This is a genomic window from Thalassotalea atypica (genome assembly GCF_030295975.1).
GTDB lineage: Bacteria > Pseudomonadota > Gammaproteobacteria > Enterobacterales > Alteromonadaceae > Thalassotalea_F > Thalassotalea_F atypica.
This window is the reverse complement of record NZ_AP027364.1, coordinates 3,284,812-3,311,197: the sequence shown is the minus strand read 5'-3', so window position 1 is coordinate 3,311,197 and position 26,386 is coordinate 3,284,812. Positions and strand designations below refer to the sequence as shown.

Genomic DNA, 26,386 nt, shown 5'->3' with positions numbered 1-26,386 from the left:
ATATAATACTCTATGAGCGATCAATATAATTCCGAATCCATTGAAGTTTTAAGCGGTTTAGAGCCAGTACGTCGTCGTCCTGGTATGTATACCGACACTGACCGACCGAACCATCTCGGTCAAGAAGTTATTGATAACTCTGTTGATGAAGCGTTAGCAGGATTTGCTCAAAATATTAGTGTTATTCTAGACATAGATCAGTCGTTAGAAATTATTGATGATGGTCGAGGTATGCCGACCGACATCCACCCAGAGCAAGGGGTTTCAGGTGTTGAGTTAATTTTCTGCAAATTGCATGCTGGTGGTAAGTTTTCCAATAAGAACTACCAATTTTCCGGTGGTTTGCACGGCGTAGGTATTTCAGTTGTAAACGCCTTATCAAAACGTGTTGAAGTGATCGTAAGACGCAATAGTAAAGTATTTGAAATGGCGTTCGAGCACGGTGAAAAAGTACAAGAGTTAACTGAAACAGGCACAGTTGGAAAGCGAAATACTGGCTCAAGAGTAAAATTTTGGCCTGATGAAAAATACTTTGATTCAGCTAAGTTTTCAGTCTCAAAACTAAAACGCTTACTGAAAGCTAAAGCCGTACTTTGTCCAGGATTAACCATCAAGTTTCATGATAAAAATGATGGAGCAAAAGAAGAGTGGTGTTATGCCGACGGGCTTCGTGATTACATTAAAGAATCTTTAAAAGACAATATTTGCTTACCGGATGAGCCGTTCATAGGCAAGTTTACCTCACAAAATGAAGTGGCTGACTGGGCTGTAACTTGGTTGCCTGAAGGCGGCGAGTCAGTAGGTGAGAGTTATGTTAACTTGATCCCAACCATTCAAGGCGGTACTCATGTTAACGGTTTGCGCCAAGGCTTATTGGAATCGATGCGTGAGTTTTGTGAATTCAGAAACCTTATTCCGCGCGGCGTTAAAATTACCCCTGATGATATTTGGGACAAATGTAGTTATATTTTGTCTGTCAAAATGCAAGATCCACAATTTGCTGGTCAAACTAAAGAGCGCTTAAGTTCTCGCCAATGCGCTGCTTTTGTCACTGGTGTTGTCAAAGATGCCTTCAGCTTATGGCTTAATGAGCACACTGAAATTGCAGAAGCTTTAGCTGACTTTTGTATCTCAAACGCCCAAAGGCGATTGCGTGCGGCGAAAAAGATTGTTCGTAAAAAAATTACCCAAGGCCCAGCATTACCAGGAAAACTAACCGATTGCGGTAGCCAAGAAACCGACAGAACGGAATTGTTTTTAGTGGAAGGTGACTCTGCGGGCGGTAGTGCTAAACAAGCACGAGATCGTGAGATTCAGGCAGTAATGCCGCTACGAGGAAAAATACTTAATACGTGGGAAGTGGACTCTGGCCAAATCTTAGCGTCGCAAGAAGTGCATGATATATCGGTTGCTTTAGGGATAGATCCAGACAGTGAAGATTTATCGGCATTGCGTTACGGAAAGGTGTGTATATTAGCGGATGCTGACTCGGATGGATTGCATATTGCTACGTTATTATGTGCACTGTTTACACAGCACTTTTTACCACTTGTTCAAGCTGGGCATGTTTATGTTGCCATGCCGCCTCTTTACCGAATTGATGTCGGTAAGGAAGTATTTTATGCCTTAGATGAAGGTGAAAAAGACGGTATTTTAGATCGTATAGAAGCCGAAAAAAAACGTGGTAAAGTTAATGTTCAGCGCTTCAAAGGGCTGGGGGAGATGAACCCTTTACAATTACGTGAAACGACCATGGATCCTAATACTCGCCGCTTAGTACAATTGACTGTTGATGAGCACTCACAAACCATGGAGACTATGGATATGTTGTTATCTAAAAAGCGTAGTGGTGACAGAAAAGAATGGTTACAAACGAAGGGCGACATGGCTGAAGTGTAATAATAAACTAACTCAATCAAAAAAGCCCGCTATATATAGCGGGCTTTTTTGATTGGTTCAGGTGGAATCAGAGCGTCGTCGATAAGGGTATTGCATCAATCTAGATGACAGACAGCTAATGAATGTCCTATAACGACTTAAAAGCCAGTTGAAATCGCTCTACCAAAGCATCAGACGTTTGCGGTGAAAAAGCGAGATAGAGCCCACTTTTTTTCGCATTCACAGGTAATACTGGTGTGATTAATGTCGGATCTAAGCCCAGCTGGCTGATTCGATTTTTTAAATATATTTCTGATCCCAAAATATAATCGACTCTACCCGCATATAGCATCTTAATAGCTTGCGACTTATTAGTGACTGCGGTCAGCGGGATTTCACGATCAAAGCCATTGGCCAGCAAATAATCATGTAAATGATCATATCGTTGAGTCACTATTTTAAAGTGTTTAAGTTCATCGTATGTTGAAACGTTCACCGTTTCAGGATTAGACTTTAAGGTCCAAAAAAAGCTTTTGCTGTTGCTGATTTCTCCAACCCATTTAAACTTCTTTTCTCGTGCTTGATTTCTAGCAACAGAAATCAACAACACATTTTTTTTTGTTTGCGCCATATGAAATGCCCGCGCCCAAGGATAAAGCTCTATTTCACCTTGCACACCCGTTTGAGCCAATAATTTTTTTACGATATCTATTGATTGACCTACAAAATCGCTGCCTTCTTTAAATTGAAGTGGTGGGAAAGGCTCTCCTACAATGGTTATACTATCGTCTGCGGCGGCATGTCTGGAAACAACCTGCGCCAAAATCAAAGTCAGCAGAAGCACTATTTTTACGCAAGATAATAGGCGTAAATATGATAGAAAACTCATCTTATTTCTAATGTTCGATATTTGACTGTGCTAGCACTAGTAATACCATTGCTTATTTTTCTTACGCTGCCACTTTTTAACATACGGCACACAAAACAAGTACAAACCAGTGAGCCATAACAATAATAAAGCGATGCCTACAGGCAACATCAACCATAAGTTGGCAGAATCCTGAAAATATGTAGCGTCATGTAAGCTTTCTATCCATTCAGAGCGTCGATAGGCTACTTGTAACACTTGCGCGTTTTGGCCATCTATTTGGATTTCCCAGCTATTGTTAGCACGAATTTTGATAATGCCTTTACTGGGCCTAACATCTAATCTATCGACATCTTCCCAGCTATGTACTTCGGCTTCTTTTACACTTTTAGCGGCCGATAATATTTGCTCAAAACCAATGGAAGGTATGGTTGCTATGCCTTTTTGCGAAGGGGGTTGTAGCGCGGCAAATTCTTTTCTGACTAACAGCAATATCCCCGTGATAATCACGAGCAACAAAGGTAAGGCAATAATGATACTTGCCCATTTATGTGTGGTTCTATTGAAAGAGGAAAACTTCATTTATACCTGCGAGACATTGGGAGAAAGGGTGCAAGCATGAAGTTTAGCAAAAACAAACGACTTAGCTCAATTGATCTTGCGTAAGGTCATCGCAGTAATCTGCTTATTGGTCTTATTTTGTTAATATCATGGGTTACAAGTTAGTTAGTAACGTTGTAGAGGCTAGGTTAATTCGGATACTTCCTTTGTTTAAAAGAGTCATATTAATTAAAGCCGTGATAAGATTAACATCGATAAATCAGCTTTGGAGCGTAGAAAATTTATGGATAGTAACCATCAACGCAGTATTTGCCATATGTCCCTTGGAACCAATGATTTAGTGAGAGCAAAACAGTTCTATCAACCGTTGTTGGCTACCTTAGATATTGAACTAGTCTCTCAATATGAGCATGCGCTGGCATTTGGCAAAGGTTATCCGGAATTTTGGGTACAAATCCCTTTCGACAAAGCCCCTGCGAGTGCGGGCAATGGAACACATGTTGGTTTCGTTGCTAAAAATAAGCAACAGGTGAAGAACTTTTATCAACAAGCCATTTCTTTAGGCGGTAAGTGCAACGGTAAACCCGGATCTAGACCTGAATATGGTGAGCCTTATTATGGTTGTTTTATTATTGAGCCGGACGGTAATAAGATTGAAGCTAGTTTTTGGGATTTTGAACTAGCAAAAATTATTTATGCAAAATAGCACTGGGTGCTGTTATATGTATCGCTGGCTCTTATTTGGTATTGAGCGAAAGTCACAAGGTATATGTAGCCGAAAATGAACCTGATATAACTCCTCTCATTTTGCTCTATTTCCACATTTATACACTCAATTAGCTATTATTATTGACGTTTTCAATAATCACTCAGGTTACTCTAAAGATTCGTCAGGTTTTTTTAACTTTCCGTAAGCATTGCTTGATCTCCATCAATATAGTGAATTGAGCAATATAAAAATCGCTAAGCATAAAATAAAAATAAATTGGTAAATCTACGTTGCGTTCAAGCAAAGTTGATTAGGGGGAGAGAAGAATGAGTGAACAGGGTAAGCATGAAACACAGCGTAAAGTGCATTCGTACAATATTATCAGCCAAGCGATTATCTCAGCGCTAGCCATTACACCATTATGGTTATCTGCAGAAGAAAATACACCAGATTCAGACATTGAAATAGTTACGGTTACTGCTCAAAAGCGCGTTCAAAATATTCTTAAAGTGCCTGTTACAGTCTCGAGCATTAGCGCGGATACAATCGAAGAAAGCAGCTCTGTATTACTCAGCGATATTGATAAATTTGTTTCGGGCTTTGACTTTGATGATGGCAACATGACCCAAGCTGGCATCACTATGCGTGGTATTTCTAGCCCCAATATCAGTGTCGGTGGAGACCCTTCGTCGGCAACGTTTTATGATGATGTTTATATGCCAAGGGCAGCGCAAAATGTTATCTTTTCAGACATGGCGCGAGTGGAAGTATTAAAAGGTCCACAAGGAACACTGTTCGGCAGAAACGCTGCAATGGGCGTCGTCAACATGGTGCCCAATTCTCCTCAACAAGAGTTTGAAGGTTTTGTTAAAGCGACCTTAGGCAGTGACAATTTACAGCGTATTGAAGGCATGATTAACGTGCCCATAAGTGACAATGTATTTGTTCGTGCAAATGCGTTGACCAATTCACAAGACGGTATTGTTGACAATATTGCTCGTCCAAACTGGAACGATAATAATAAAGTATGGGATTTGGGAGAGCGCTCTCATGATGCGGGGCGTGTCTCGGTGTTGTGGAATATATCAAGTAGTACAAACTTCCAAATAGCTTACGATTTTGACGACTTAGAACAAGGTCCCCCTATGGCGATAGGCTTTAGCGAATTTGCCTACAATCAAGGTACTAAACCGTTCGCGTCAAAGGCTGAGAATGATGTTAGAAAAGGTGTTGAGAAAAGGGATATGTATGGCATCACCGCTAAGTTAACTCATGAGTTTGATCAGCACTTGTCAATGAAATATATCGCCTCTTATCGTGATTGGGACACGGTGAATCGTCAAGATGAAGACGGTACTGCTGACATTACCCGTTATTTTGATACTTCGAATAATGAAGATTCAGACATATTTTATACAGAACTACAGCTTAATTATGTTAGTGATAAAATTAATGCCGTGGCAGGCTTTTCTTATTCAAAAGAAGATGTTAAGCAAACAACTGAGTTAAACCTTACCGCTGATACCGCGGCTAGGTTAATTACTGGTGAGCTGAATCAGTTCATCCGAGGTGGTATTGCAGAACAAGTTGCAGGCATGATTGGCGGCAATGCTGATGCCAATGCTGAAGCCGCATTTGGCCCAGGCGCAACATTTGAGGCTGTTGTTGATAATTTTTATAGTGCTAGCGGCTTTCCTATGGATCATATGTGGAATGCGCCAGAATGGGCGGGTGCGTTAAATGCATTGGGTTTTGCTGATGATATTATGGCTGCAATTGGTATGCCTGGTGTACCACTAACTTCAGACATTGTTCAAGCAACGGGTGATGTCACCTATGATGTCGTCGCTGCTCAATTAGGGCTCGCTGAAGTAATGGGGCCAAGTTATGGCGGACAATGGTGGCAAGAAACGGTAAACAATACTGGAGACTTTACCAACTGGGGTATTTTTGCAGACATTGACTATAAACTGACCGAACAATGGAACATTATTGCAGGGCTTCGTTATTCTAAAGACGAAAAAGACTTCACTTGGTTAATACCTGACAACTCGTTCACGCAGCTACGTGCCGGAGTAAACAATTTATTGTTTCAGCCAGCAGATCTAAAAGCGTCTGATGATTGGGACAAAGTCACTGGTAGATTAGTGGCAAGTTATCAAATTAATGATGACCATATGCTGTTTGGTTCATATTCTACAGGCTATAAATCAGGTGGCTTTGATTCATTAGCGCCAAGTACACAAGCTTTCGAACCCGAAGATACCACTAACTATGAATTGGGCTATAAAGGTATTTTGTGGGATCAAGTCATCGCTAATGTCAGTGCCTATTATTTAGAACTTGATAATTTACAACGCTCGATTCAGTCTAAAACACCGGGCTCGCCGCAAGCGGTACCAACTATTATTAATGAAGATAGAGAAATTACAGGTTTTGAATTTGATCTCAAATGGTTAGCAACCGATAGCTTGACGCTGGGGGTGATCTCAGAAATTCGCAGCACTGATAATTTCTCACCAGATTTTTATAACGGTGAAGGAGAGTTAGTTCCAGCTCAAACGACAGATTCTGATGCTGATTTAAACTACACATTGACGTTAGATTGGGCACCCAACTTTGATGTCGGCACAGTAAATTTCCATGTCGATTATGTTTTTTTGGAAAATACCAACGCTGATGAGCCAGGGTTAGAGGATTACAAAAAAGAAGTCAGCGCTTATTTTGATGATACCTCATTACTTAATGCCCGTGTGTCTTGGGAAAATGATGACGATACCATTGAGGTTGGCCTTTGGGGGAAAAATTTGTTGGATGAACGTTACGTTTTGTCTATCGGTGGTTTAACGGCTGATGTCTTAGGTACACCTATTGGTCGGATTAACCGCGGTCTAGAAGCGGGTGTTGACTTTAAGTACTCATTCTAAATGTCTAATCTAACTGAATAAAAAGCCTAGCTGTTGCTAGGCTTTTTGCTTTGAGCACTACTGAAGATTCCCGTCATGCTATTTAACTTTGTGCGTTAAATGATTAGTATGATTTTATACCAATAAGAAATAATACAGACATGCTAGCTACTTTTTTCTCTCATTTTGCGTTCGCACAAATTTTCTTGTGTGTATTGATATTATTGAAACACTACAAAAATAACCAACCCATTCAGTTGTTTATCTTATTAATGCTATCAGGCGCGGGTTATATTATTGGTGAGTTATATACTTATGTTTCAACGCCAATCTTTTATATCGGTTTTATTGCGGGCAACGCTTTGCCAGGGGTATTTTGGTTAACTGCGCAAAGTGTATTTGCGGATAATACGCAAATTAAGAAATGGCAATATTGGCTGGCGGCATCGACCTTACTATTACCTTTAACAGTGAAGCTCATCCAGTTGGGTTTTGACGTAGAGTTGCGCAATTACGTTTCTTTAGCCTTGGTGTATTTTTATTTACAACTAATTTTGGAATTATCACTTATCGCTCACGCTTTTTATGTTGCTATCTTGAGTTGGCGTGACGATTTAATCCAGGAGCGTCGTTATATTCGTGGCGGTGTTATTTCAGTATCAGCAATTTATATTTTTCTGATCATTATCGTTGAACAGATTTTAAAGTTGAATTGGAGTGGCATTGATATTCTCAAAAGCCTGTTAATGGCAGGGCTTGTTACTACAATCAATTACTTTTTGTTTGAAAGTAAGCTCAATGTATTATTTGTTACGCAAAGCAATAGACAGTCTGATACTGATGCAATAAAAACATCTTCGAAAGAGCTTGAGCGAATTGTTGCAGCGATGGAAAACGAAAAGCTATACCAACAAGACGGTATTACCATTGCTAGTTTTGCTAAACACCTTGCGATTCATGAATATAAATTACGGCATCTCATTAATGGAGAGATGAATTATCGTAATTTTAATGACTTTCTAAATTTCTATCGCATCAGTGAAGTATCTGAAAAGCTAGTTCAACCCGAATTTATTCAAATGCCGGTGTTAACGCTTGCTCTTGATAGTGGTTTCCGTAGTTTAAGTTCATTTAACAAAGCATTTAAAAATACCCATGGGATCACACCCACTGAATACCGTAAAAAGCATAGCCATTCTTGATTTTATTGAGTTATTTTAAAATTCGTCAGACTTTTCCCATAATCCGTCAGCATTAGCGGCGGCGCAATCATATAGTGACACTACCTTTGGATAAAAGAGAGTGTCATGAACAGCAAATTTTTCTTAACGTTGGCGCTAGTCGTCGGTCAAATGTCTTTGCCATTAATTGCTGGTGCGCAAGAAGTTGCAATTGCGCAAAAAGGGCAGGAATTGTTCTCATCTTGTACCGCATGTCATGGTGAACAAGGGCAAGGAAATCTGCAATTAAGTGCGCCAAGTATTGCTGGGCAATCAGCTTGGTACATTTCACGTCAGCTCAATAATTTCGTCAGTGGTATTCGAGGTGCCCACCCACAAGACACTGGTGGCCAACAGATGCGAGCGAGTGTTAGTCATTTAAAAGATCCAAAAGATATCACAGTGCTGGCACAGTATATTCACTCATTGCCGGTTTCCTTGCACAAAGAAGAGCTCAAAGGTGACTTCATGAATGGATCTCGTTATTACCAAGCTAAATGTGGTGCTTGCCATGGTGGTAAGGCACAAGGAAACAAGTCATTCAATGCTCCCAAATTGAGTGGACATCGCGTTAAATATCTATCACAGCAAATGAAGAACTTTGTTTCCGGTATTAGAGGCGTACATGTTGAGGATAAACTCGGTAAGCAAATGGCAATGATGGCCCGCGTCGTCTCTGAAAAAGAACTTAACGATATACTCTATTTTATTTCTAAGCAGCGTGAATAGTTATGATGATTCGAGTTGTCGTTATTTACATCAGTATTTTATTTTTCGCAAAGCCCGTGCACGCAAAGTCAACGACACAATTTGCTTTAGCAGAGCAGTGTCCGCCAAGTTTTGAATTGATCAATGGACGTTGTCATTTGGTTAATCGTTATCAAATTTACGACTCTGTGCAAAATAGGGGCGTTGGTGGAACACAAACGTCACTGCCCAAGCATCGTGACGGCTTCACCCCCGCGCAAATAGATTTAGGACGTTTTTTATTTTTTGACCCTGCGTTGTCGCAAGACGGTTCTATCTCTTGTGCCAGTTGCCATCAACCGGAAAAAGGGTTTAGCGATGATTTAGATCGCAGTATTGGTGTCACAGGGGAAAAGGTTGCACGCTCTGCACCTTCGCTATGGAATGTCGCATTTTTGGATAAGTTTTTCTGGGATGCCAGAGCAAATACATTGGAGCAGCAAGCGTCAGGGCCTCTTTTTGATAAAAAAGAAATGGGTAATACGCCAAAGCAGTTGTTAGCGACTTTACGCAGTAATCCCCATTATCCGCGTATGTTTGCCCAAGCATTCCCAGAGCTTTCCTTAATTGAACTAAACCATATTTATACAGCGTTAACCGCCTTTCAAAGCTCATTGATTTCACTAAATAGTCGTTACGATCAATACGCGCATGGTTACCATGATGCGCTGACTCAAAATGAAATTAAAGGTCATAACATTTTTCGATCTTTTGTTGCACGCTGTGCTGAATGCCACCAACCGCCTTTATTTACCAACAATCAAATTGCGGTGATTGGGGTTGCAGAAGGACAAAATCGTATGTTTGATGTTGGCGCAGAGAAAACCTACAAGGCGAAAAAGCTACGTGGTGGATTTAAAGTGCCAACGCTTAGAAATATTGTCAAAACTGCGCCATACATGCATGCCGGAAACTTTAGTGAGCTTAGAGATACGGTAGAATTTTATAATAAAGGGCGTGGTCACGCGGTGCCTGAAAATGAAAAATTACAGTTACATTGGCATATTTGGGAGCCAAAGCTGACCGACAAAGAGCTTGATCTCATTGTAGAGTTCTTAGGGGCATTAACTGATGAAAGCTTAACACCCCAAGTGCCCATGGCTGTGCCTTCAGGACTGCCGCCACTCGATGGCCAATATCAGATATCTAACAATAACAAAAAATTCACTTCAACAGAAAAAGTGCTCGGAGAATAATATGAATAAGAAATTAGGTCTCGCCCTAATACTCGTCGCCTTTGGTGTAGGACTCTTTATAGGAAAAGATAATCAATCACCTGTGATCACTTCGAGTAACGGTGGCGCTAGTTATAGCGGCGGTTTTGACAAAAAAGCTAGCGGGAGCTCTGCATCAAAATCTGCTGTTATTCAACGTGAAAGTGTGGGCCAAACCCATGTCGTTGACGACGGTGAGTCGATTATGGCAGCGGTTAAAAAAGCCAGCCCAGGCGATACCATTCAAGTGATGCCTGGCACTTATCATGAAACCGTGTATATCGATAAAGATGATATTCGTATCATCGGCGTTATTCGTGAAGGAAAACGCGCGATACTTGATGGAAAAGGCACCTTAAATGACGCCATTTTGTATTCAGGCAATAACATTGTCGTGCAAAACCTAACCATCACAAAATACAAAGGCAATGGCATCATGGGGCAAGCGGGTAACAACTTTGAAATCCGTGATAATGTCATTGTTGATACCGGTGTATACGGTATTTTCCCACAACTAGGTAAAAACGGTATTGTTGAAGGCAACATCATTTCGGGCATTGAAGACGCCGCTATTTATGTAGGTATGAGTGATAACATTCATGTTTCAAGAAATGAAGTGTTTGACTCTGTTGCAGGCATTGAAATTGAAAACTCTCGTCATGCCATTGTAGAAAACAATTATGTACACAATAACACGGGTGGGGTATTGGCCTTTATTACCCCAGGGCTACCAATTAAAACGACTTTTGATGTCATCATCAGAGATAACTTTATTGTCGATAACAACACGGCGAATTTTGGTGCACCGGGTTCTACCGTAGCCGGTATTCCTGCAGGCACTGGTATTTTGATCATGGCAGCAGATGAAGTCATAGTTGAAGATAATATTATTACGGGCAATAAAACTGCCGGTATTATCATCACAGATCATGAAAATGCGCCCAATACCACGATTGACCCAGGAGCAGACTCTAAACCTGATAGAATTATGATCCTCAACAACCTAATGATGAACAATGGTTTTGATACCATTGACGAAGCAAAAGCGTTAATGCTGACCGAATTCAAACAAGGTAACCCCGATATTCTGCGTGTCGGTACAAGCAGAGACAGTTGTATTATTAATCGTCATCGTTATGTCACGGTAGGCGTGAATGATTGGAATGAATGTGAATTTTCAAACACAGATGCCATTGATACCTATATTCTTGATGAGCCAGTTGCACCGCGCGTTATTAAAAGTGAAGAAAGAGGAAAAATTGCCTATCTGGGCATTTGCACAGGCTGTCATACCTATACAGGCAGAATGATTGGTCCACCAGTACAAATTATTCAAGCGTTGTACATGGATAATGCCAAAGGGCTCGCTGACTATATTGCGAAACCAGTGAAAAAACGGGATGACTACCCTGAAATGCCGCCGCAAAACTATCTTGATGAAGAAACTAGATTAGCGGTTGCTAACTATATGTTATCAAGGGAAAATTGATCATAGTGGATAATAAAAAGCTAGCGATATCGCCGGTTTTTTTATCTTTGTGTATTGAAGTTAGTAAATAAAGATAAGTTTAAAGTGACAAGCCCAACTAATTATCGAATAAATCACTAATTGTTTGAGTATGTGTTTTAATTTAATAATTATTCGTTTTATACTGTTTTTCTTATAAAAATAATTGGTTTGTTTATTGTTAACTTTTGGTCGGCGATTAATTAAGCGTCAAGTCGTTGCTTGGTTGCTCATGATATGTGGTTCTTTACTAAGTTTTGTTACGACAGCTTATGAAGAGAGCTTTAGCGATCGTGTGACTTTTATTGATAATTTAACCAAATCTGAACCAAAAGAAGCGCTTGCGCTGCTGAATGAATTATCACCACAGTTAATGCAAACAAGCATTAACGATAAAATTCACTTCTATCATGTAAAATCAGAGATCTACCTTGAGCTAGGTGAATATCCCAAAAGCAAGGAGGCGGCTGAGCAAGGCCTTAATCTAGCTCGTGACATTAATAGTCCAAGCACATTAACTTCTGAGTTATTTTATAACTTAGGCTTTTCCAATGAGAGTTTAGGCGACTTGTCTTTGGCTAAGCGCCATTACCTAGAAGGTTTTGAAATTGCCAAATCTTTAGAGCAGCAAGAGCAAATTGCAAAGGGCTTGATTAATTTAGGGGCTATTTATTATCAAACTAATCAAGAAGAGCTATCTATTGTTGCCTTGCAAGATGCGTTAAAAATCTCGTTTCAAGTTAATGATGACGAGCTTAGTGGCTCTATTTATTCTGAGCTAGGTATTTTATATGGTCAGTTAGGTGAAGCTGAACAGGCAATTAGATTCTATGAAAAATCTTATCAGCATTACATCAAAATTAAGAGCTATGGTAACGCCTATAACAATATGCGAAACCTTGGTATCAACTATGCCAATATTGAAAATTATGAAAAAGCGATAGAGTCATATCAGCAGATTGCAGACAACCAAGATAAAATTAAAAACACCGAAATAATTATCAGCGCTTATCTTGGTCTAGCATTTGCCAAAGCGAGAAAAGAAGGAGATGAGGCTGATGAACAAGCTTATCAAGACCTATTACAAGCGAGTGCCTTTATTGATCAAATAGAAGGTAAATACACTAAACTTCGTTTCTTAATTGATAAGGCATGGGCGCTTGATGCAATTAAACATTATGATGAAGCGTTAGACACTTTACATGAAGCTGAAGAGCTCATTAACGAAGGCGGCTTTTCACATAACATTTCCAGTGCATTAAGAATTAAGGTGTTACAAGCGCTTATACATTATGACCTGGGATTGTTTGAACAGGCATATCACTTGTTAGATCATTATTCTGAATTAGAGATGATTTACCTAGCCGGTAAACAAGATCAGGTAGTCGCTGAACTTAGGCTAGGCTTTGACAGTGAGCAGGCCGATCTAGAAAATCAGTTACTCGAAAACCAAGCTGATATCGAAAATATCAAACTTTCTGAAGCCAATCGACAAGCCACAGATAAAGAAAAGTACATAACCGTATTAGCCGTTGTGTCACTGATTTTTGGCTGGATTTTACATCGCATTTACCGAGGGCAAAAAAAGCTCGTTCAAGCGACACGCACAGATCCCTTGACTGGACTTGCAAATCGTCGTTTTTTGATTGAGCAAGGAAACCAGCTTCTAACAAAATCTAACAGCACGGATAACCCATTGTCGGTCTTATTAATCGATTGCGATCACTTCAAAAAAATTAATGACCAATACGGACATAATATTGGAGACTCTGCCCTAATAACATTAGCGCGTGTCGGATCAAATATTATTCACTCACCAAATATATATGGTCGACTTGGCGGTGAAGAATTTATGGTTTTGTTGCCTTCAACCAATTTCGACCAAGCAATGAAAATTGCTGAAGAGTTACGGCGAGAAATTTATCAACAAATCTGGCAAATGCAAGAGCATATGCTGAGCGTTAGTATTGGTGTGGTTCAACATTGCAAAGATGAACACCAAGACTTTAGTGATTTAATGAAAGTCGCGGATAAGCAGCTATATAAAGCTAAGCACGCTGGGAGAAATACAGTATGCGGCTAAGCACATGGCTTTTATCATCGTTTTTATATCTCTGTGCAACGGTCTCTTTAACTGTGTTGGCACAAGAAGTCGCAGAGGAAGAAGCTTCACCAGTAAAAGTAAACCTTTTGATTGACGATGCAGCCAAGCGCTTTATTCAGATGTTAAAGCAACAAGAGTCAATGATCATTGATTCCAGTTTTTCAATAGATAACCTTAAAGACGTTGCTAATAATGACGCTGAGCAATACTTAATCAATTTTATCGAAGGCGCGCTACTGTTTAATGAGCAGAAATACAATTTAGTCATCGAAAAGCTAGAGAGCACTAAAGCATTGGCAAAAAATTTGCCGGAGTCTCAGGTTAATTCATCAACTTTTAGAGAACTGCACGCGCTCTTAGCGCGCAGCTATATCCAGATAAACGATTACGATCATGCATTCGTAGAAAAGAAAAAATACTTAACTCGAAAATTTGATGATAACGAATCCATCAATGAAAAGATGAATGAAACGCTTGAAAAGAAATTTAAGATTGAGCAAAAAAATAAAGCAAAAATATTGCTTGAAGAACAAAGTAGGCTTAAAAAATTAAAAATAATAGAAGCTCAACAACAAAAATCAGATAATGAACGTGACACAGCAATCTTAATTTGTATCACCATTGTGTTTATTTTGTTGATGTTAAGACAATTGAATATTCGCCGTAAGCTATTGTGGTTGGCTCAAATAGATAGCCTAACCTCGTTGAAAAATAGGGCGAGTTTATTTGAAGATGGCTTTGTGATGTTTGAACAAGCAAAACAAGGGCAGCAGTCTTTATCTATTATTTATTTAGATATTGACCATTTCAAAAACGTGAATGATCAATACGGGCATGATACTGGTGATAAGGCGCTTATCCAAGTGGCTCAACTGGGTTTAGAAGTTATGCGTTCTCGCGATGTATTTGCACGTATCGGTGGTGAAGAGTTTATTGCTCTCTTACCTGGTGCTACTCTTGACGATGCCAAATCCATTGCGGTTCGGCTTAAAGATAAAATAGCTCAAGCTGAGTTTCATATAGCCGTATCGCCGTCAACAAATCAACAAACTGAACGCCGGTCTTTCAATCTGACAGCAAGTATTGGCCTTGTTCAGTATCAACAAGAAATCACAGATTTCGATCAATTAATCCAGCGCGCTGATGATGCAATGTATTTGGCGAAGTCCAAAGGGCGTAATCAAGTGGTTACGGCAAATGAACTTTGTGAGAGTTATTTGAACAAGTCGATAGATAAATAACAAAAATCAGGAATATTGCCTTTTTATCTATTTTGTCGAGCACAATTATCAAGTAAGCTACAACTAACGATAAATGATCCTCATTGATCTTGGCATCATTTATCGAGTGATAATAATAAAACCAATCCCCATGTTTTAAAGCAGTGTGTACTGTTTAGTTAGGAAAGCCAATTCATGTCTGACGCGCTAGATTTCAGCCTAGAAGGTATCGAACAAGTCCCTTTAAGACGCTTTACAGAAGAAGCGTATTTAAATTATTCCATGTACGTCATTATGGACCGTGCATTGCCACATATTGGTGATGGGTTAAAACCTGTTCAGCGTCGCATTGTTTATGCCATGTCTGAACTTGGCCTTTCTGCGTCAGCAAAATACAAAAAATCCGCACGTACTGTAGGTGATGTTTTAGGTAAATTTCATCCCCACGGTGATTCCGCATGTTATGAAGCTATGGTATTGATGGCACAACCATTCTCATATCGTTACCCGTTAGTAGATGGTCAAGGTAACTGGGGTGCTCCGGATGATCCGAAATCATTTGCTGCGATGCGTTATACAGAAGCAAAACTTTCTCGTTTTAGTGAAGTACTGCTTTCTGAGCTAGGGCAAGGCACCGTTGATTGGACGCCCAATTTTGATGGCACCATGAAAGAGCCAAAAACGCTGCCAGCAAGATTACCTCATATCTTGCTAAACGGCATAACGGGTATTGCTGTCGGTATGGCAACAGATATTCCACCTCATAATGTGAGGGAAGTTGCCAATGCGTGTGTGCATCTAATTGAACAACCTAAGGCTGAACTTGAGGACGTTTTAGAGCATGTACAAGGACCTGATTACCCAACTGATGCCGAAATCATAACGCCTAAATCTGATATTGAAAAAATATATAAGACAGGCCGTGGCAGCATTAAGATGCGTGCTGTTTATGATATTGAGCAAGGTGAAATAGTCATTACTGCACTGCCACACCAAGCTTCAGGTGGCAAAGTCTTAGAACAAATTGCCAGTCAAATGCAGGCAAAGAAATTACCGATGGTGGTCGACTTACGTGATGAATCGGATCATGAAAACCCGATTCGATTAGTCGTTGTTCCTCGATCAAACCGTGTAGACATAGAACAGTTGATGCAGCATTTGTTCGCTACTACCGACCTTGAAAAAAGTTATCGCGTTAACTTGAACATGATTGGTTTGGATAACCGTCCAGCAGTTAAAAATCTGCGCGATATCTTGTCTGAATGGTTAGAGTTTCGACGTGAAACCACACGCAGACGTTTACAGTATCGCTTAGATAAAGTGCTAGCAAGGTTACACCTATTAGACGGTTTACTAGTTGCTTACTTAAATATTGATGAAGTCATCGAAATTATACGAAATTTCGATAACCCTAAAGCTGAGTTGATCAGTCGCTTTGATTTGTCAGAGCGTCAGGCTGAAGCAATATTAGAAATAAAGCTAAGACAACTTGCCAAACTTGAAGAAATTAAGATTCGTGCAGAGCAAGATGAGCTAAATGCTGAACGTGAAAAACTAGAAAAAACACTTGGTTCAAAAGCGCGAATGAGCACCTTGTTGAAAAAAGAAATTCTTGAAGCCGCTGAAAAGTATGGTGACGAAAGACGTTCGAAATTGGTTGAGCGAGATGAATCTAAAGCGTTATCTGAAAAAGATTTAGTACCAAGCGAGCCAGTAACTGTAGTGGTGTCAGAAAAAGGCTGGGCACGCTGTGCCAAAGGGCATGACATTGAGCCAGAATCGATGAGTTATAAGGCAGGCGATGGCTTTTTATGTGCAGCCAAAGGGCGAAGTAATGCGCCTGTCGTCTTTATTGACTCGAGTGGTCGAGCATATACCACCGATGCCCATAGCTTGCCGACTGCACGCTCTCAAGGTGAGCCGTTGACTGGACGCTTTAATATTTCAGCAGGGGAAACGTTTACGCAAATTGTAATGGCCTCTGATGAAGACAGTTACTTGTTAAGCTCTGATGCTGGCTATGGTTTTATTGGTCGTTTCAGTGACATGATTAGCCGGAATAAAAACGGTAAGGCAATGCTTAGTTTACCGAATGCTGCCAAAGTTATGTCACCTTGTTTCATTAATGATATGGATAATCAGCTCTGCTTGTCTATCACTAGTGAAGGTCGAATGTTGGTATTTCCGGTGCAAGACTTACCTGTGTTAAGCAAAGGTAAAGGTAACAAAATTATTAATATTGCTTCAGCAAGAGCTAAAGCGCGTGAAGAGTATGTCACTCTATTGCATGTTATTAACCCAACCGATGGAGTAACCCTTCATGCTGGCCGAAGAAAATTGACGCTTAAAGCGTCTGATATAGAACATTATCGAGGAGAACGTGGGCGTCGTGGTAACAAACTACCAAGAGGCTTACAGCGTGTTGATCGCGTTGAAATAGAATCGAAAGTTGTTGATGCAGAAGTAGAGGCTAATCCTGATTCAAAGGACATTAGTGAATAGATGAGGACATTAGATTTTCGACACCCATGTTGAATACGTATGCAAGTGATTGAGCGAATACAGAGCAGCAAGTAACATCGAAGGTGATGATATAGCATGCTGTTTGAGGTTGATATTAATACTCCCTTTTTAATATCAACCGTAGTGCTTTATAAATTCACACGTTTTTGAGCACACAGGCGTTTGTTTGTGTGCTTTTTTTATACGTGTTACTACACCAAGAAAAATAACAACAATACTGGTATGTCGACTTTGCTACGTTCAAATGTCTATGCAATTAAAACAACAACGAATCTAGGCGCAGGGATCTAAGAATGAATACTACTAAACCGCAATTAAGTTTTTGGCAGATTTGGAATGTCAGTTTTGGCTTTCTCGGCGTACAAATAGGTTTTGCCTTACAAAACGGTAATGTGAGTCGGATATTGTCAGATTTGGGCGCGGACTTATCGTCTTTGTCTTTATTTTGGCTTGCTGCACCAATTATGGGGCTTATTGTTCAGCCTATTGTTGGCGCAGCTTCTGATAAAACTTGGAATAAAATGGGCCGCAGACTACCGTTTATAGTCGGTGGAGCTTTGGTCGCAGCAGTCGCAATGGCACTACTGCCCAATGCTGCGATGGTGGTTGCTTTTATACCTCCGATGATTTTTGGCTTGTTGATTTTTGCCATCAAAGATGCGGCATTTAATGTAACCTTTCAACCATTTCGCTCGCTTGTGTCGGATATGGTACCAGATAAGCAGCGCAACTTAGGCTATTCAATTCAAACTTTACTGATCAATATTGGTGCTGTGGTTGGTTCAATTTTACCGTTCTTCTTAACCAATGTTATTGGGCTAGATAATTTATCAAGCCAAGGCGAAGTGGCACCATCAGTGATTTGGTCGTTTTATATAGGTGCTACGGTTTTACTTGGCTCGGTATTATGGACAGTGTTTCGAACCAAAGAATACCCACCAGAACAATATTATGCATTCAAAGGTATGGACGCAGAAGTAGTTGCTAAAGACCAGCAAGCATCGAAATCACTGGTTGAGCGATTATCAGGTTTTTGGGGCTTGTTTAAAGATATGCCTGTGATCATGAAGCAATTGGCTTTGGTGCAGTTTTTCTCTTGGTTTGCTTTATTTATTATGTGGACATACACCCCTGCTGCTATCACGCAACATGCTTGGGGCGTTGCCATAGACTGGTTTGACCCAGCATACATTAAAGCCGCAGGTGGTTTGCCAGCAGATATTGCGGCGGCAAAAGGTGCGGCTGGTGACTGGGTCGGTATTTTATATGCAGCACAAGCACTGTTTTCCGTTATTTTTGCAATGCTAATGACTCGAATTGCCAACACTTTTGGCCGAAAACTTACCTATGGTTTAAGTTTAGTGGCAGGAGGCCTTGGTTATATGAGCTTTATTCTTTTTCAAGATCCGACACTTACCCATGTTGATTTATTAATTACTCAAGTTGAAATACCACAGGGGGCACTTGGTCTCGTATGGTCGATGGTAGGGATTGGCATTGCTTGGGCTGCGATTTTGGCTATGCCTTATGCCATCTTAGCTGGCGCATTACCAGCTGATAAAACAGGGGTGTACATGGGGATATTTAACTTTACTATCGCTGCGCCACAAATTATTTCAGGTCTTGCATCAGGTTGGATTTTAAGTAACGTGTTTGCCAATCAAGCGGTGTATATCATTATGTTAGCAGGTGGCTCGATGTTTTTAGCAGCACTTTCAGTATTTTTTGTTAAAGATGATGCTTAACTTAAACTACTTATAAAAATAAAGGCGCTTAATGCGCCTTTATTTTTGTCAGCTAAATAAGCTGCTATTATATTGGGAGTTAACTGCCGCATGATTTTCGTACGATTAAGCTCGTCGGCATCAAAGTAGTGCTTACTTCTTCCCCATTGATTAACTTAAGCAGGCTATCAACCAATAACTCACCGGCCAACTTTGTGTTCTGTTTTGCGGTAGTTAAAGGTGGAAAGGTAAAGCTTGCCATTGGGATATCATCAAAGCCAATAACAGCAACATCGTCGGGGACATTATAGCCATGACTTTGTAATGCACGCATCGCACCGATTGCGATAAGATCACTGGCACCAAATAACGCATCAAAAGGCTGACCGCTGGTAATGAGTTTTTCTGCCGCTAAATAGCCTGATTCTTCAGTTGAGATTGCATCAAATTGCAATGACTCATCAACTAACAAATTATTATCCTTTAATGCTTTAGAATGCCCCAGATAACGATCGAAAAATTCAGGTGCATGGCTCGATGCTTCGCCAATAAAAGCGAAGGATTTACGGTCTTTTCTGATTAAATGCTCAGTTACCTGATAGCCGCCATGAAAGTTATCACAACCTACTGAAACAATAGGAAGTTGCTTCACCTCTGCACCCCACCTAACAAAGCGAGTATCTTGCTCAATTAGTTGCTGCAGCTTTTCTTCATAGTCAACAAAGTCACCATAACCGAGCAATATTATACCGTCGGCTTTATTGGTGTCTTCAAATTCAGCATGCCAATCATTGTTCATTTGTTGGAATGAAACGAGTAAATCATACCCTTTATCAGAACACGCTCTGGTGATGCTACCGAGCATAGACAAGAAAAAGGGGTTTATTAAAGAGTCATCGTTGGTAGGATCTTCAAACAGCAGTAACGCCAATGTGCCACTTTGTTGAGAGCGCAAATTACTCGCGTTTTTATCAACTTTGTAGTTTAATTCTTTTGCAATTGCTTGAACTTTTAAACGAGTTTCTTCATTAACCAACGGGCTGTTGCGTAATGCTCTAGAAACGGTTGATTGAGATACGCCTGCTCGATAAGCAATATCAAATGAAGTGGGTTTTGATTTCACGGTGAGTAACTTCCAATCCAATGAATTGTCAAAATACTACCTTTTAGAACGAACTAAGTACATATAAATGGGGTAATTAATTTGCTTTTGTTTTATTTGAACGATAGAAAAAAGAAGCACTAACACAGCGCATGCTTATCCCATGAAATTCATGGTTCATAAATGGAGTTTGTCAAATTATTGGTCCGTTATAACGCTTTATTTAATGTACATTTTAATGTCGTATCCAGATTCTTATTTAATGATTAATCGAAGAGATTTTTTTTCGGATTGACTTATAATACTCCCAACGTGATTAATAGAGTTTTATTGAATGAATAATAAGCGCAGCATAAAAGCTGAAGGTGCTCATAAAATATTGCTTGGTGTAATCGTTGTCTCACTTTGTTTGATTGTTTACAGCCTATGGCAAAGTGTTGCATCTAGCAATATTTCTCCGTTATCCCAGTCTCACCCAAAAATAAGCCAAGATTACCGGTATTTAATCGACGATTCGTCAAAATATGTTAGTGCTGATTTACTGCATCAACTTGACTCTTTTGTTCACTCAAAGCCAGAAGAAATTCCTTATGATCTAAGTGGTAAAACGTATTGGGTTTTATTGAATTTAACAAACGCTGAGCAGAGCGATCTTTCCATTGTCCTTCATGTGGATAATGCGATGTTAGCTGAACAAGCTTATTATTTATTGAGCAATGACAACCAGACTCTTAAGCCCATTGAAACAGAGCAAAGTGTATTATCTCGCACTTTTCCTCAGGTTGTTTTTAAGTTAAGTCGAGAATCACAAGTCTCAGTGCTGTTAAAGTTGCGCGCGGGAGGTCCATCAAATATCCCTTTAATCGCCTATGAGCAATCACAATTTTCTAAGAAAGTGCTTTTCACGTTAGCGTTTTATGGGACATTTGTCGGGATAATGTTGGTGATGGCATTGTATAACCTGGTGTTATTTACGGCGATAAAGGACAAAGTTTACCTTTTCTATGTTGGGTATTTATTATCGACATTTGTTGTTATCGGTAGTGTTACCGGGTTTGGTTACTTGATTTTCCCAGATAATATCCAACATATTTTAAATCGCTACTCGCTATTTTTTCATTACACCTTAGTGTTGTTCTTATTACTATTTAGCTTATTTTTCTTACGGTATGACAAAACGCGAGGACGCCTATACTGGCTAGGAATTTGCTTTGCGGGCTTATTGATCGCTTTAAGTCTTATAAGCCAAATACTTTCGCATGAATACCAAGCGAAACTTTTCTTTAGTCTACAGCCTTTTCTTATTGCAATTACACTAGCTATCGTCTTGTTGCGACTTAAACGGTCTTATGGCTGGGCAAGATTTTACTTTTTGTCATGGATTCCGTTGCTATTAGGGGCAACCATTCAGCCCTTAGTGTTGCTAAACCAATTAGACTATTCATTCTTGACGCGTAACGCTTTTATGTTCGCCGTGCTGATTGAAATCATATTTATGGCACTGGCGTTGGCAGAGCGAATGAAGCGCTTTGAAATTGAGCGATTACGGGAAATTAGTTATCACCCGGGTACGCACATGCCGAGAAAAGTGTTGATAGAAAAAGCCATTGCTGAATTGGTCGTCACCAAGAATAAACGTTTTAGTGTCTTGGTGATTGAACCGGAACAAATTGAGCGGGTTGTTTTGTATGTTACTGATTTTAAAAACACAGAGTTGTTCAAACGAATTTATGATCGGCTAACCCCCTTATTTGCCTACAATGATGCAATCGTAACTTTAGGAGACAATGGTGAAAAAATAAGTTTTCTAAACGGTAATCGATTAGCCATTATTGTAGATCATCAGTACAGCCAGCAGTCTCTGAACGTGCTGATAAGTTCTGTTCAACAGCTTGTACAGGAAGCTTATCAGCTTGATGATTTGAAAATACCTTTATCAGCACTCATTGGTGTGTCAACTTACCCTGAACACGGTGACAGTGGAATTAAATTGTTAAGCAGGGCTCAGCTAGCGTTAACTAATGCCGAATTTACTCATCATAAATGGTCCGAGTTTGAGCCTGAAAGTGAAGATCTGTCAGCTTATAACTTGGCGCTTGCCAGTGATTTAAAACAGGCAGTTGAACAAAACAAGTTAAAACTTTATCACCAACCACAAATTGATTTAAAAACCATGAATGTGTGCGGAAGCGAAGTATTATTACGATGGGAACATCCTGAGCAGGGCTTTATTCCACCTGACGTGTTTATTCCTATTGCTGAAGACATGGGTATCATCAATCGGCTAACTCACTGGGTGCTTAATCAGGCAATATCGCAGCAACAAGAGCTTATTGAGCATGGCTATAACCACATGATATCTATAAATATTAGTGGTAAAGATGTGCTTGCTGACGACTTTTACAATTTTGTAGTCGAGTTAATTGAACGCAGTGAGCTACCGGCCAGTAAAATAGCACTAGAATTGACTGAATCAGCCACGATTTCAAACAGCTCGGTGGCGGTTTCTGTGATCGGAAAACTAAGCGAATTAGGTATTACAATCTCTATTGATGATTTTGGTACAGGCTATTCGTCTATGGCATATATCAGTGAATTACCGTTTCGAGAGCTCAAGATTGATCGCCAGTTTGTTGAAAATGTGTGTGATGATAACAAGCGAAAAATTATAGCGGAAACTACTGTGAAAATGGCTAAAGGGCTGGGATTGGAGGTCGTTGCTGAGGGAGTCAATAGTCCATTAGATGAAAATACTTTACGCGATTTCGGTTCTGATATTGGCCAAGGTTTTTATTACGCTAAACCAATGCCAATTGAAGACTATATACAATGGCTTGGACAGGAAGTGAACGGACGAGTTGCCCATTTTAAGTCTGTTCAAGTAGAGAACTCAGCTGTTGAAGGGGAATTTATACCTAAAGTCATCTAATGCATTTGCGCTACAATTTGTCGAAATTAGGAAATAAAAAAGCAGCGTTAAGCTGCTTTTTTATTTCTTGTACTTATTGGTTAAGCGCTTGGTAATTCAGCGTTATGATAAACCTCTTGAACATCTTCACAATCTTCTAACATAGCGATGAATTTATCAAAATTTGCGATGTCTTCTTCAGCGGTGATTTCTGTATATGTTTGTGGCACCCACGTAATTTCTTCCACTTCTAAGTTATATTCAGACATGCTGTTTGCAAACTCTGTTTTTATTTTATAAAACTCCGTATGCGGTGCATATACGGTAATAATCCCGTCTTCTAATTCAACATCAGTCACATCAATATCAGCCATCATCAGGTTTTCTAATACAGCTTCATCGTCTTCACCTTTAAAAGCAAATACAGCTTGATGGTTAAACATGTGAGAAACCGTACCGGTTGAGCCGATTTTAGAATGTGTTTTAGTGAAACACTGACGGACGTCTTTAATGGTGCGGTTGCCATTGTCTGTTAAACAGTCAATGATCACCATACAGTTACCTGGGCCAAAACCTTCATAACGCGCTTCAGCATAATCTTCTCCGCCCGTACCTTTAGCTTTTTCAATTGCCTTTTCGATAACATGAGTAGGTACTTGATCTTTTTTAGCTTTTTCAATGGTACGACGCAGTGACAAGTTGCTGTCAGGGTCTACACCACCATTTTTGGCGATAACGTAAATTTCTTTACCGTACTTTGAGTACACTTTGGTTTTTTGGCCCGCAGTTTTAGCCATTGATAATTTGCGGTTTTGGTAAGCTCTGCCCATCTGAAACGCTTCTCGTGTTAAATCTAGAAATTTGCACGATTCTAACAGCCAGACAAGTTAATTTCGAGAGGGTAAATTGATCCAAGTAGTAAAAAATTAAGAAATTCTGAAGAGGCGGGTAAATTCAAAAGAAGGTGCGACCAGCTTTAGCACATGGTCGCATGTCAGTATATTAACTGCATCTCGTTATCTTTTCTGTCGTAAAGAGTTAATTTGTGGTGTAAATGCCTGTGAATCGACTTCCCATTGGCTAATGTTAAGGCTTCGTAATTGATGATAAAAGTCTGTAAGTTCAGTCATTTTAGCAATTATTCGGTTAAGCATGAATTATACTCCTTGTAGGTGTGTACTATTCTGTTTCTACAAAAGCAGGCTCTGTATTGGATGTATTCAAAAGTTCACTTATATTTTGTTTTAAAATTAATAAGTTATCTTTTACCACTTTATTTCGGCTGGTCAATATAGCTGAGCTCATGTCGTCGAGTGCACCGTAATGATCTTTGGCTAGGTATTTGACAACAGCACGATTTGAATACGCCATAGAAGCTAAATATTTGGCTCGACCACTTTTACCTAGTATTGAGGACAAAGCTTTCGAACAGGCATTATTTGCTTTATTTAGTTTGGTCATTTTAAGATACGTTACGCAAAGTCCCATTGATTGATCAAATTGACTTGTCGTTAATTTACTTGATGTTGTCAGTTTACGCTCGGCCAGAGGATAATTTCCGGTTAATACTTCATTTGTACCAACTGCATCTTTGATAATTGCGACCTTTAACCCGTCTATGTCAATAGTATTCGGTGTGGCATAGGCTGATGAACATAATAGAGTGGTAAGTGCTACCACTTTACTTAATCCTGATTTTTTATTCATTTTGTTGCTCCTTTGTCAACTGCATTTGCCTAAGAGGCGCAATAACTTTATAAAGACGCGGCCTCTTCGACAAACGATAAAAAAGCACTTGATAGGTGAATTTAATTCACCTTTATATTCTCAGTAGCCTAAAAACATTGCTTTACCCAGTCCGCGAAGGTGACTAACTCAGGAGAGGATTGAATATCTTGGTGCTGTATTAAGTAGTAGCGATCGTTAGTGATCAGCTCTTGTTCGAATATTTTTATCAAAAACTGTTCACTAAACCATGTTCGACTTATTGGTAAAGGAACTAGCGCTATGCCCATCCCCTGTTGCGCAGCTCTTGCTACACCGAACATGCTATCAAATTGAATAATTTGCTTAGGATCAAAATTATTCACACCAGCCTTATCTGCCCATTGATGCCAAGACCATGGGCGAGATTGATGCAAAATCAGCGGCACAGAATTAAGGGCACCGACACCATGAATAGCCCATTTTTTATAGATCTTTTTATTACAGGCGGGTACATAGCTGATCGGAAAAAGCTCATGGACAATACTACCATTAGGTTTGCCATTAGCTAGTACGACGGATAAATCTGTATTCGTTGCTTTTTGATCGGATGCTTTAACGGTTTCAAGTTGTAAATTAATGTCGGGGTTTAATGCTGTCCACTCACTTAATTTAGGAACAAAGAGTTCACTGGCAAAAAATTCAGGTAGGCTAATGGTAATCGTTTTATTTTGTTGGTTATCCGTAAAATCAGCAATTGTATTTTCTAAGTTAGAAATAATTGGCTGTACTTGGTCATAAAACCGCTTACCCGCTTGGGTCAATTCAATTGCGCGGGTTTGGCGCTTGAACAGCTGGACATCTAGTTGTTCTTCCAGTTGCTTTATTTGATGGCTAACTGCGGACGGTGTTAAATAAAGTTGTGATGCTGCATGTTTGAAACTTAAGCACTTTGCTGCAATGCAAAACGAGCGAAGGCCGCGAATAGGTGTTTGTATAGTCATGATGTTAATTAGAAACAGTGATGGCACTAGATAGCTAAGAGCAAATTACAAACCAATATGTAATGCACTGATTTTAAAGGAGTATTTTTATTGTTTTTAGTGTATGGGTATAATCGTGCGCACCAGTTTGGTTGTTTTGCAACAAGTTAGTGCGTGATGAATTTGTATGCCGTATCGATAAAGAAAAAAAGGCACTTATAAAGTGCCCTATCAAAATTGTACAAGTGATTAATATAAGTGATGAAATCGGGGGAGATTTCAAAAACAAATTCAGCATAATCAGTTGTGAATCATTTAACAAACGAGAAGAAGTCATCTAATAAGTTAAAAAAATTCACCTGTTCTAATCGTCATTTCGTGCTTAGAATTTATAGACATAAACATGGGTTTTCGTCTGCTGAAATTTTAAATACACAAAATCCAAGAGTAGTGTTATTTAATGAATTATATAACTTTTATTCACTAAGTTAGTTTAAAAAACAATGAA

At 39.6% G+C, this 26,386-nt stretch carries 19 protein-coding genes; 12 read left to right on the top strand and 7 right to left on the bottom strand.

The genetic code is table 11. The features are described 5' to 3' along the window. Positions 1 to 12 precede the first annotated feature (12 nt). A complete protein-coding gene (gene parE, locus QUE03_RS15205) occupies positions 13 to 1,899 on the top strand; it encodes a DNA topoisomerase IV subunit B (protein ID WP_286262793.1) in 1,887 nt (628 codons plus the stop codon). A 127-nt stretch (positions 1,900 to 2,026) separates the two neighbouring features. Here parE and QUE03_RS15200 read toward each other — a convergent pair whose 3' ends face one another. Together QUE03_RS15200 and QUE03_RS15195 are read right to left on the bottom strand one after the other, a co-directional pair. Next, on the bottom strand, positions 2,027 to 2,767 hold the full coding sequence (locus QUE03_RS15200) for a substrate-binding periplasmic protein (RefSeq protein ID WP_286262791.1): 741 nt from the start codon (positions 2,765 to 2,767) through the stop codon (positions 2,027 to 2,029). Between the two features lie 36 nt (positions 2,768 to 2,803). Next, positions 2,804 to 3,328 carry a PepSY-associated TM helix domain-containing protein gene (locus tag QUE03_RS15195; RefSeq protein ID WP_286262790.1) on the bottom strand — a complete coding sequence of 175 codons (525 nt, stop codon included), beginning with the start codon at positions 3,326 to 3,328 and terminating at the stop codon, positions 2,804 to 2,806. A 262-nt stretch (positions 3,329 to 3,590) separates the two neighbouring features. Between QUE03_RS15195 and QUE03_RS15190 the strand changes: the two genes are divergently transcribed. The 10 genes from QUE03_RS15190 (at position 3,591) to QUE03_RS15145 (ending at position 19,202) form a co-directional block, all read left to right on the top strand. Beyond that, entirely contained in the window at positions 3,591 to 4,013 is a 423-nt protein-coding gene (locus QUE03_RS15190; RefSeq protein WP_286262789.1) for a VOC family protein, read from the top strand. Positions 4,014 to 4,342: 329 nt separating this feature from the next. Continuing rightward, a complete protein-coding gene (locus QUE03_RS15185; RefSeq protein ID WP_286262788.1) occupies positions 4,343 to 6,943 on the top strand; it encodes a TonB-dependent receptor in 2,601 nt (866 codons plus the stop codon). A gap of 140 nt (positions 6,944 to 7,083) precedes the next feature. Then, the gene (locus tag QUE03_RS15180; protein ID WP_286262787.1) at positions 7,084 to 8,124 is read left to right on the top strand and encodes a helix-turn-helix domain-containing protein; all 1,041 of its coding nucleotides are present in this window, start codon (positions 7,084 to 7,086) and stop codon (positions 8,122 to 8,124) included. A gap of 105 nt (positions 8,125 to 8,229) precedes the next feature. Beyond that, on the top strand, positions 8,230 to 8,871 hold the full coding sequence (locus QUE03_RS15175) for a c-type cytochrome (RefSeq protein ID WP_286262786.1): 642 nt from the start codon (positions 8,230 to 8,232) through the stop codon (positions 8,869 to 8,871). A gap of 2 nt (positions 8,872 to 8,873) precedes the next feature. Beyond that, positions 8,874 to 10,085, top strand: a complete 1,212-nt coding sequence (locus QUE03_RS15170; protein ID WP_286262785.1) for a cytochrome-c peroxidase — start codon at positions 8,874 to 8,876, stop codon at positions 10,083 to 10,085. 1 nt (position 10,086) lies between these two features. Beyond that, a complete protein-coding gene (locus QUE03_RS15165; protein ID WP_286262784.1) occupies positions 10,087 to 11,592 on the top strand; it encodes a parallel beta-helix domain-containing protein in 1,506 nt (501 codons plus the stop codon). Between the two features lie 196 nt (positions 11,593 to 11,788). Next, the gene (locus QUE03_RS15160) at positions 11,789 to 13,693 is read left to right on the top strand and encodes a tetratricopeptide repeat-containing diguanylate cyclase (protein ID WP_286262783.1); all 1,905 of its coding nucleotides are present in this window, start codon (positions 11,789 to 11,791) and stop codon (positions 13,691 to 13,693) included. Then, positions 13,684 to 14,955 (top strand): GGDEF domain-containing protein, encoded by a 1,272-nt coding sequence (locus QUE03_RS15155; protein ID WP_286262782.1) that lies wholly within the window; start codon positions 13,684 to 13,686, stop codon positions 14,953 to 14,955. Before QUE03_RS15160 ends, QUE03_RS15155 begins: the two co-directional genes overlap by 10 nt. Positions 14,956 to 15,129: 174 nt before the next feature. Then, positions 15,130 to 17,436: a DNA topoisomerase IV subunit A gene (gene parC / locus QUE03_RS15150; protein ID WP_286262781.1), complete on the top strand. Its 2,307-nt coding sequence runs from the start codon at positions 15,130 to 15,132 to the stop codon at positions 17,434 to 17,436. Between the two features lie 314 nt (positions 17,437 to 17,750). Further along, positions 17,751 to 19,202, top strand: coding sequence for an MFS transporter (locus tag QUE03_RS15145; RefSeq protein WP_286262780.1), 1,452 nt, complete (start codon positions 17,751 to 17,753; stop codon positions 19,200 to 19,202). A 79-nt stretch (positions 19,203 to 19,281) separates the two neighbouring features. On the opposite strand, the gene QUE03_RS15140 is transcribed toward QUE03_RS15145, so the two are convergent. Next, positions 19,282 to 20,304: a LacI family DNA-binding transcriptional regulator gene (locus QUE03_RS15140; RefSeq protein WP_286262779.1), complete on the bottom strand. Its 1,023-nt coding sequence runs from the start codon at positions 20,302 to 20,304 to the stop codon at positions 19,282 to 19,284. 313 nt (positions 20,305 to 20,617) lie between these two features. Here QUE03_RS15140 and QUE03_RS15135 point away from each other — a divergent pair, with 313 nt between their 5' ends. Beyond that, complete coding sequence (locus tag QUE03_RS15135; RefSeq protein WP_286262778.1) at positions 20,618 to 23,212, top strand: EAL domain-containing protein; 2,595 nt, start codon at positions 20,618 to 20,620, stop codon at positions 23,210 to 23,212. Between the two features lie 80 nt (positions 23,213 to 23,292). Here the strand turns inward: QUE03_RS15135 and QUE03_RS15130 are convergent, their stop codons facing one another. The 4 genes from QUE03_RS15130 to QUE03_RS15115 form a co-directional block, all read right to left on the bottom strand. Further along, a complete protein-coding gene (locus QUE03_RS15130; protein WP_286262777.1) occupies positions 23,293 to 24,021 on the bottom strand; it encodes a YebC/PmpR family DNA-binding transcriptional regulator in 729 nt (242 codons plus the stop codon). Between the two features lie 186 nt (positions 24,022 to 24,207). Further along, the gene (locus QUE03_RS15125; protein ID WP_286262776.1) at positions 24,208 to 24,345 is read right to left on the bottom strand and encodes a hypothetical protein; all 138 of its coding nucleotides are present in this window, start codon (positions 24,343 to 24,345) and stop codon (positions 24,208 to 24,210) included. A gap of 25 nt (positions 24,346 to 24,370) precedes the next feature. Then, a complete protein-coding gene (locus tag QUE03_RS15120) occupies positions 24,371 to 24,898 on the bottom strand; it encodes a hypothetical protein (RefSeq protein WP_286262775.1) in 528 nt (175 codons plus the stop codon). Between the two features lie 128 nt (positions 24,899 to 25,026). Continuing rightward, a complete protein-coding gene (locus QUE03_RS15115) occupies positions 25,027 to 25,893 on the bottom strand; it encodes a LysR family transcriptional regulator (protein WP_286267877.1) in 867 nt (288 codons plus the stop codon). Positions 25,894 to 26,386: the final 493 nt, after the last annotated feature.

What these genes read in the sequence shown, in the direction of transcription:
- QUE03_RS15165 (WP_286262784.1), top strand. Translation starts at nt 10,087, where the DNA reads ATGAATAAGAAATTAGGTCTCGCCCTAATACTCGTCGCCTTTGGTGTA.
- QUE03_RS15145 (WP_286262780.1), top strand. Translation starts at nt 17,751, where the DNA reads ATGAATACTACTAAACCGCAATTAAGTTTTTGGCAGATTTGGAATGTC.
- parE (WP_286262793.1), top strand. Translation starts at nt 13, where the DNA reads ATGAGCGATCAATATAATTCCGAATCCATTGAAGTTTTAAGCGGTTTA.
- QUE03_RS15170 (WP_286262785.1), top strand. Translation starts at nt 8,874, where the DNA reads ATGATGATTCGAGTTGTCGTTATTTACATCAGTATTTTATTTTTCGCA.
- QUE03_RS15185 (WP_286262788.1), top strand. Translation starts at nt 4,343, where the DNA reads ATGAGTGAACAGGGTAAGCATGAAACACAGCGTAAAGTGCATTCGTAC.
- QUE03_RS15195 (WP_286262790.1), bottom strand. Translation starts at nt 3,328, where the DNA reads ATGAAGTTTTCCTCTTTCAATAGAACCACACATAAATGGGCAAGTATC.
- QUE03_RS15125 (WP_286262776.1), bottom strand. Translation starts at nt 24,345, where the DNA reads ATGCTTAACCGAATAATTGCTAAAATGACTGAACTTACAGACTTTTAT.
- parC (WP_286262781.1), top strand. Translation starts at nt 15,130, where the DNA reads ATGTCTGACGCGCTAGATTTCAGCCTAGAAGGTATCGAACAAGTCCCT.
- QUE03_RS15190 (WP_286262789.1), top strand. Translation starts at nt 3,591, where the DNA reads ATGGATAGTAACCATCAACGCAGTATTTGCCATATGTCCCTTGGAACC.
- QUE03_RS15135 (WP_286262778.1), top strand. Translation starts at nt 20,618, where the DNA reads ATGAATAATAAGCGCAGCATAAAAGCTGAAGGTGCTCATAAAATATTG.
- QUE03_RS15120 (WP_286262775.1), bottom strand. Translation starts at nt 24,898, where the DNA reads ATGAATAAAAAATCAGGATTAAGTAAAGTGGTAGCACTTACCACTCTA.
- QUE03_RS15200 (WP_286262791.1), bottom strand. Translation starts at nt 2,767, where the DNA reads ATGAGTTTTCTATCATATTTACGCCTATTATCTTGCGTAAAAATAGTG.
- QUE03_RS15175 (WP_286262786.1), top strand. Translation starts at nt 8,230, where the DNA reads ATGAACAGCAAATTTTTCTTAACGTTGGCGCTAGTCGTCGGTCAAATG.
- QUE03_RS15180 (WP_286262787.1), top strand. Translation starts at nt 7,084, where the DNA reads ATGCTAGCTACTTTTTTCTCTCATTTTGCGTTCGCACAAATTTTCTTG.
- QUE03_RS15155 (WP_286262782.1), top strand. Translation starts at nt 13,684, where the DNA reads ATGCGGCTAAGCACATGGCTTTTATCATCGTTTTTATATCTCTGTGCA.
- QUE03_RS15130 (WP_286262777.1), bottom strand. Translation starts at nt 24,021, where the DNA reads ATGGGCAGAGCTTACCAAAACCGCAAATTATCAATGGCTAAAACTGCG.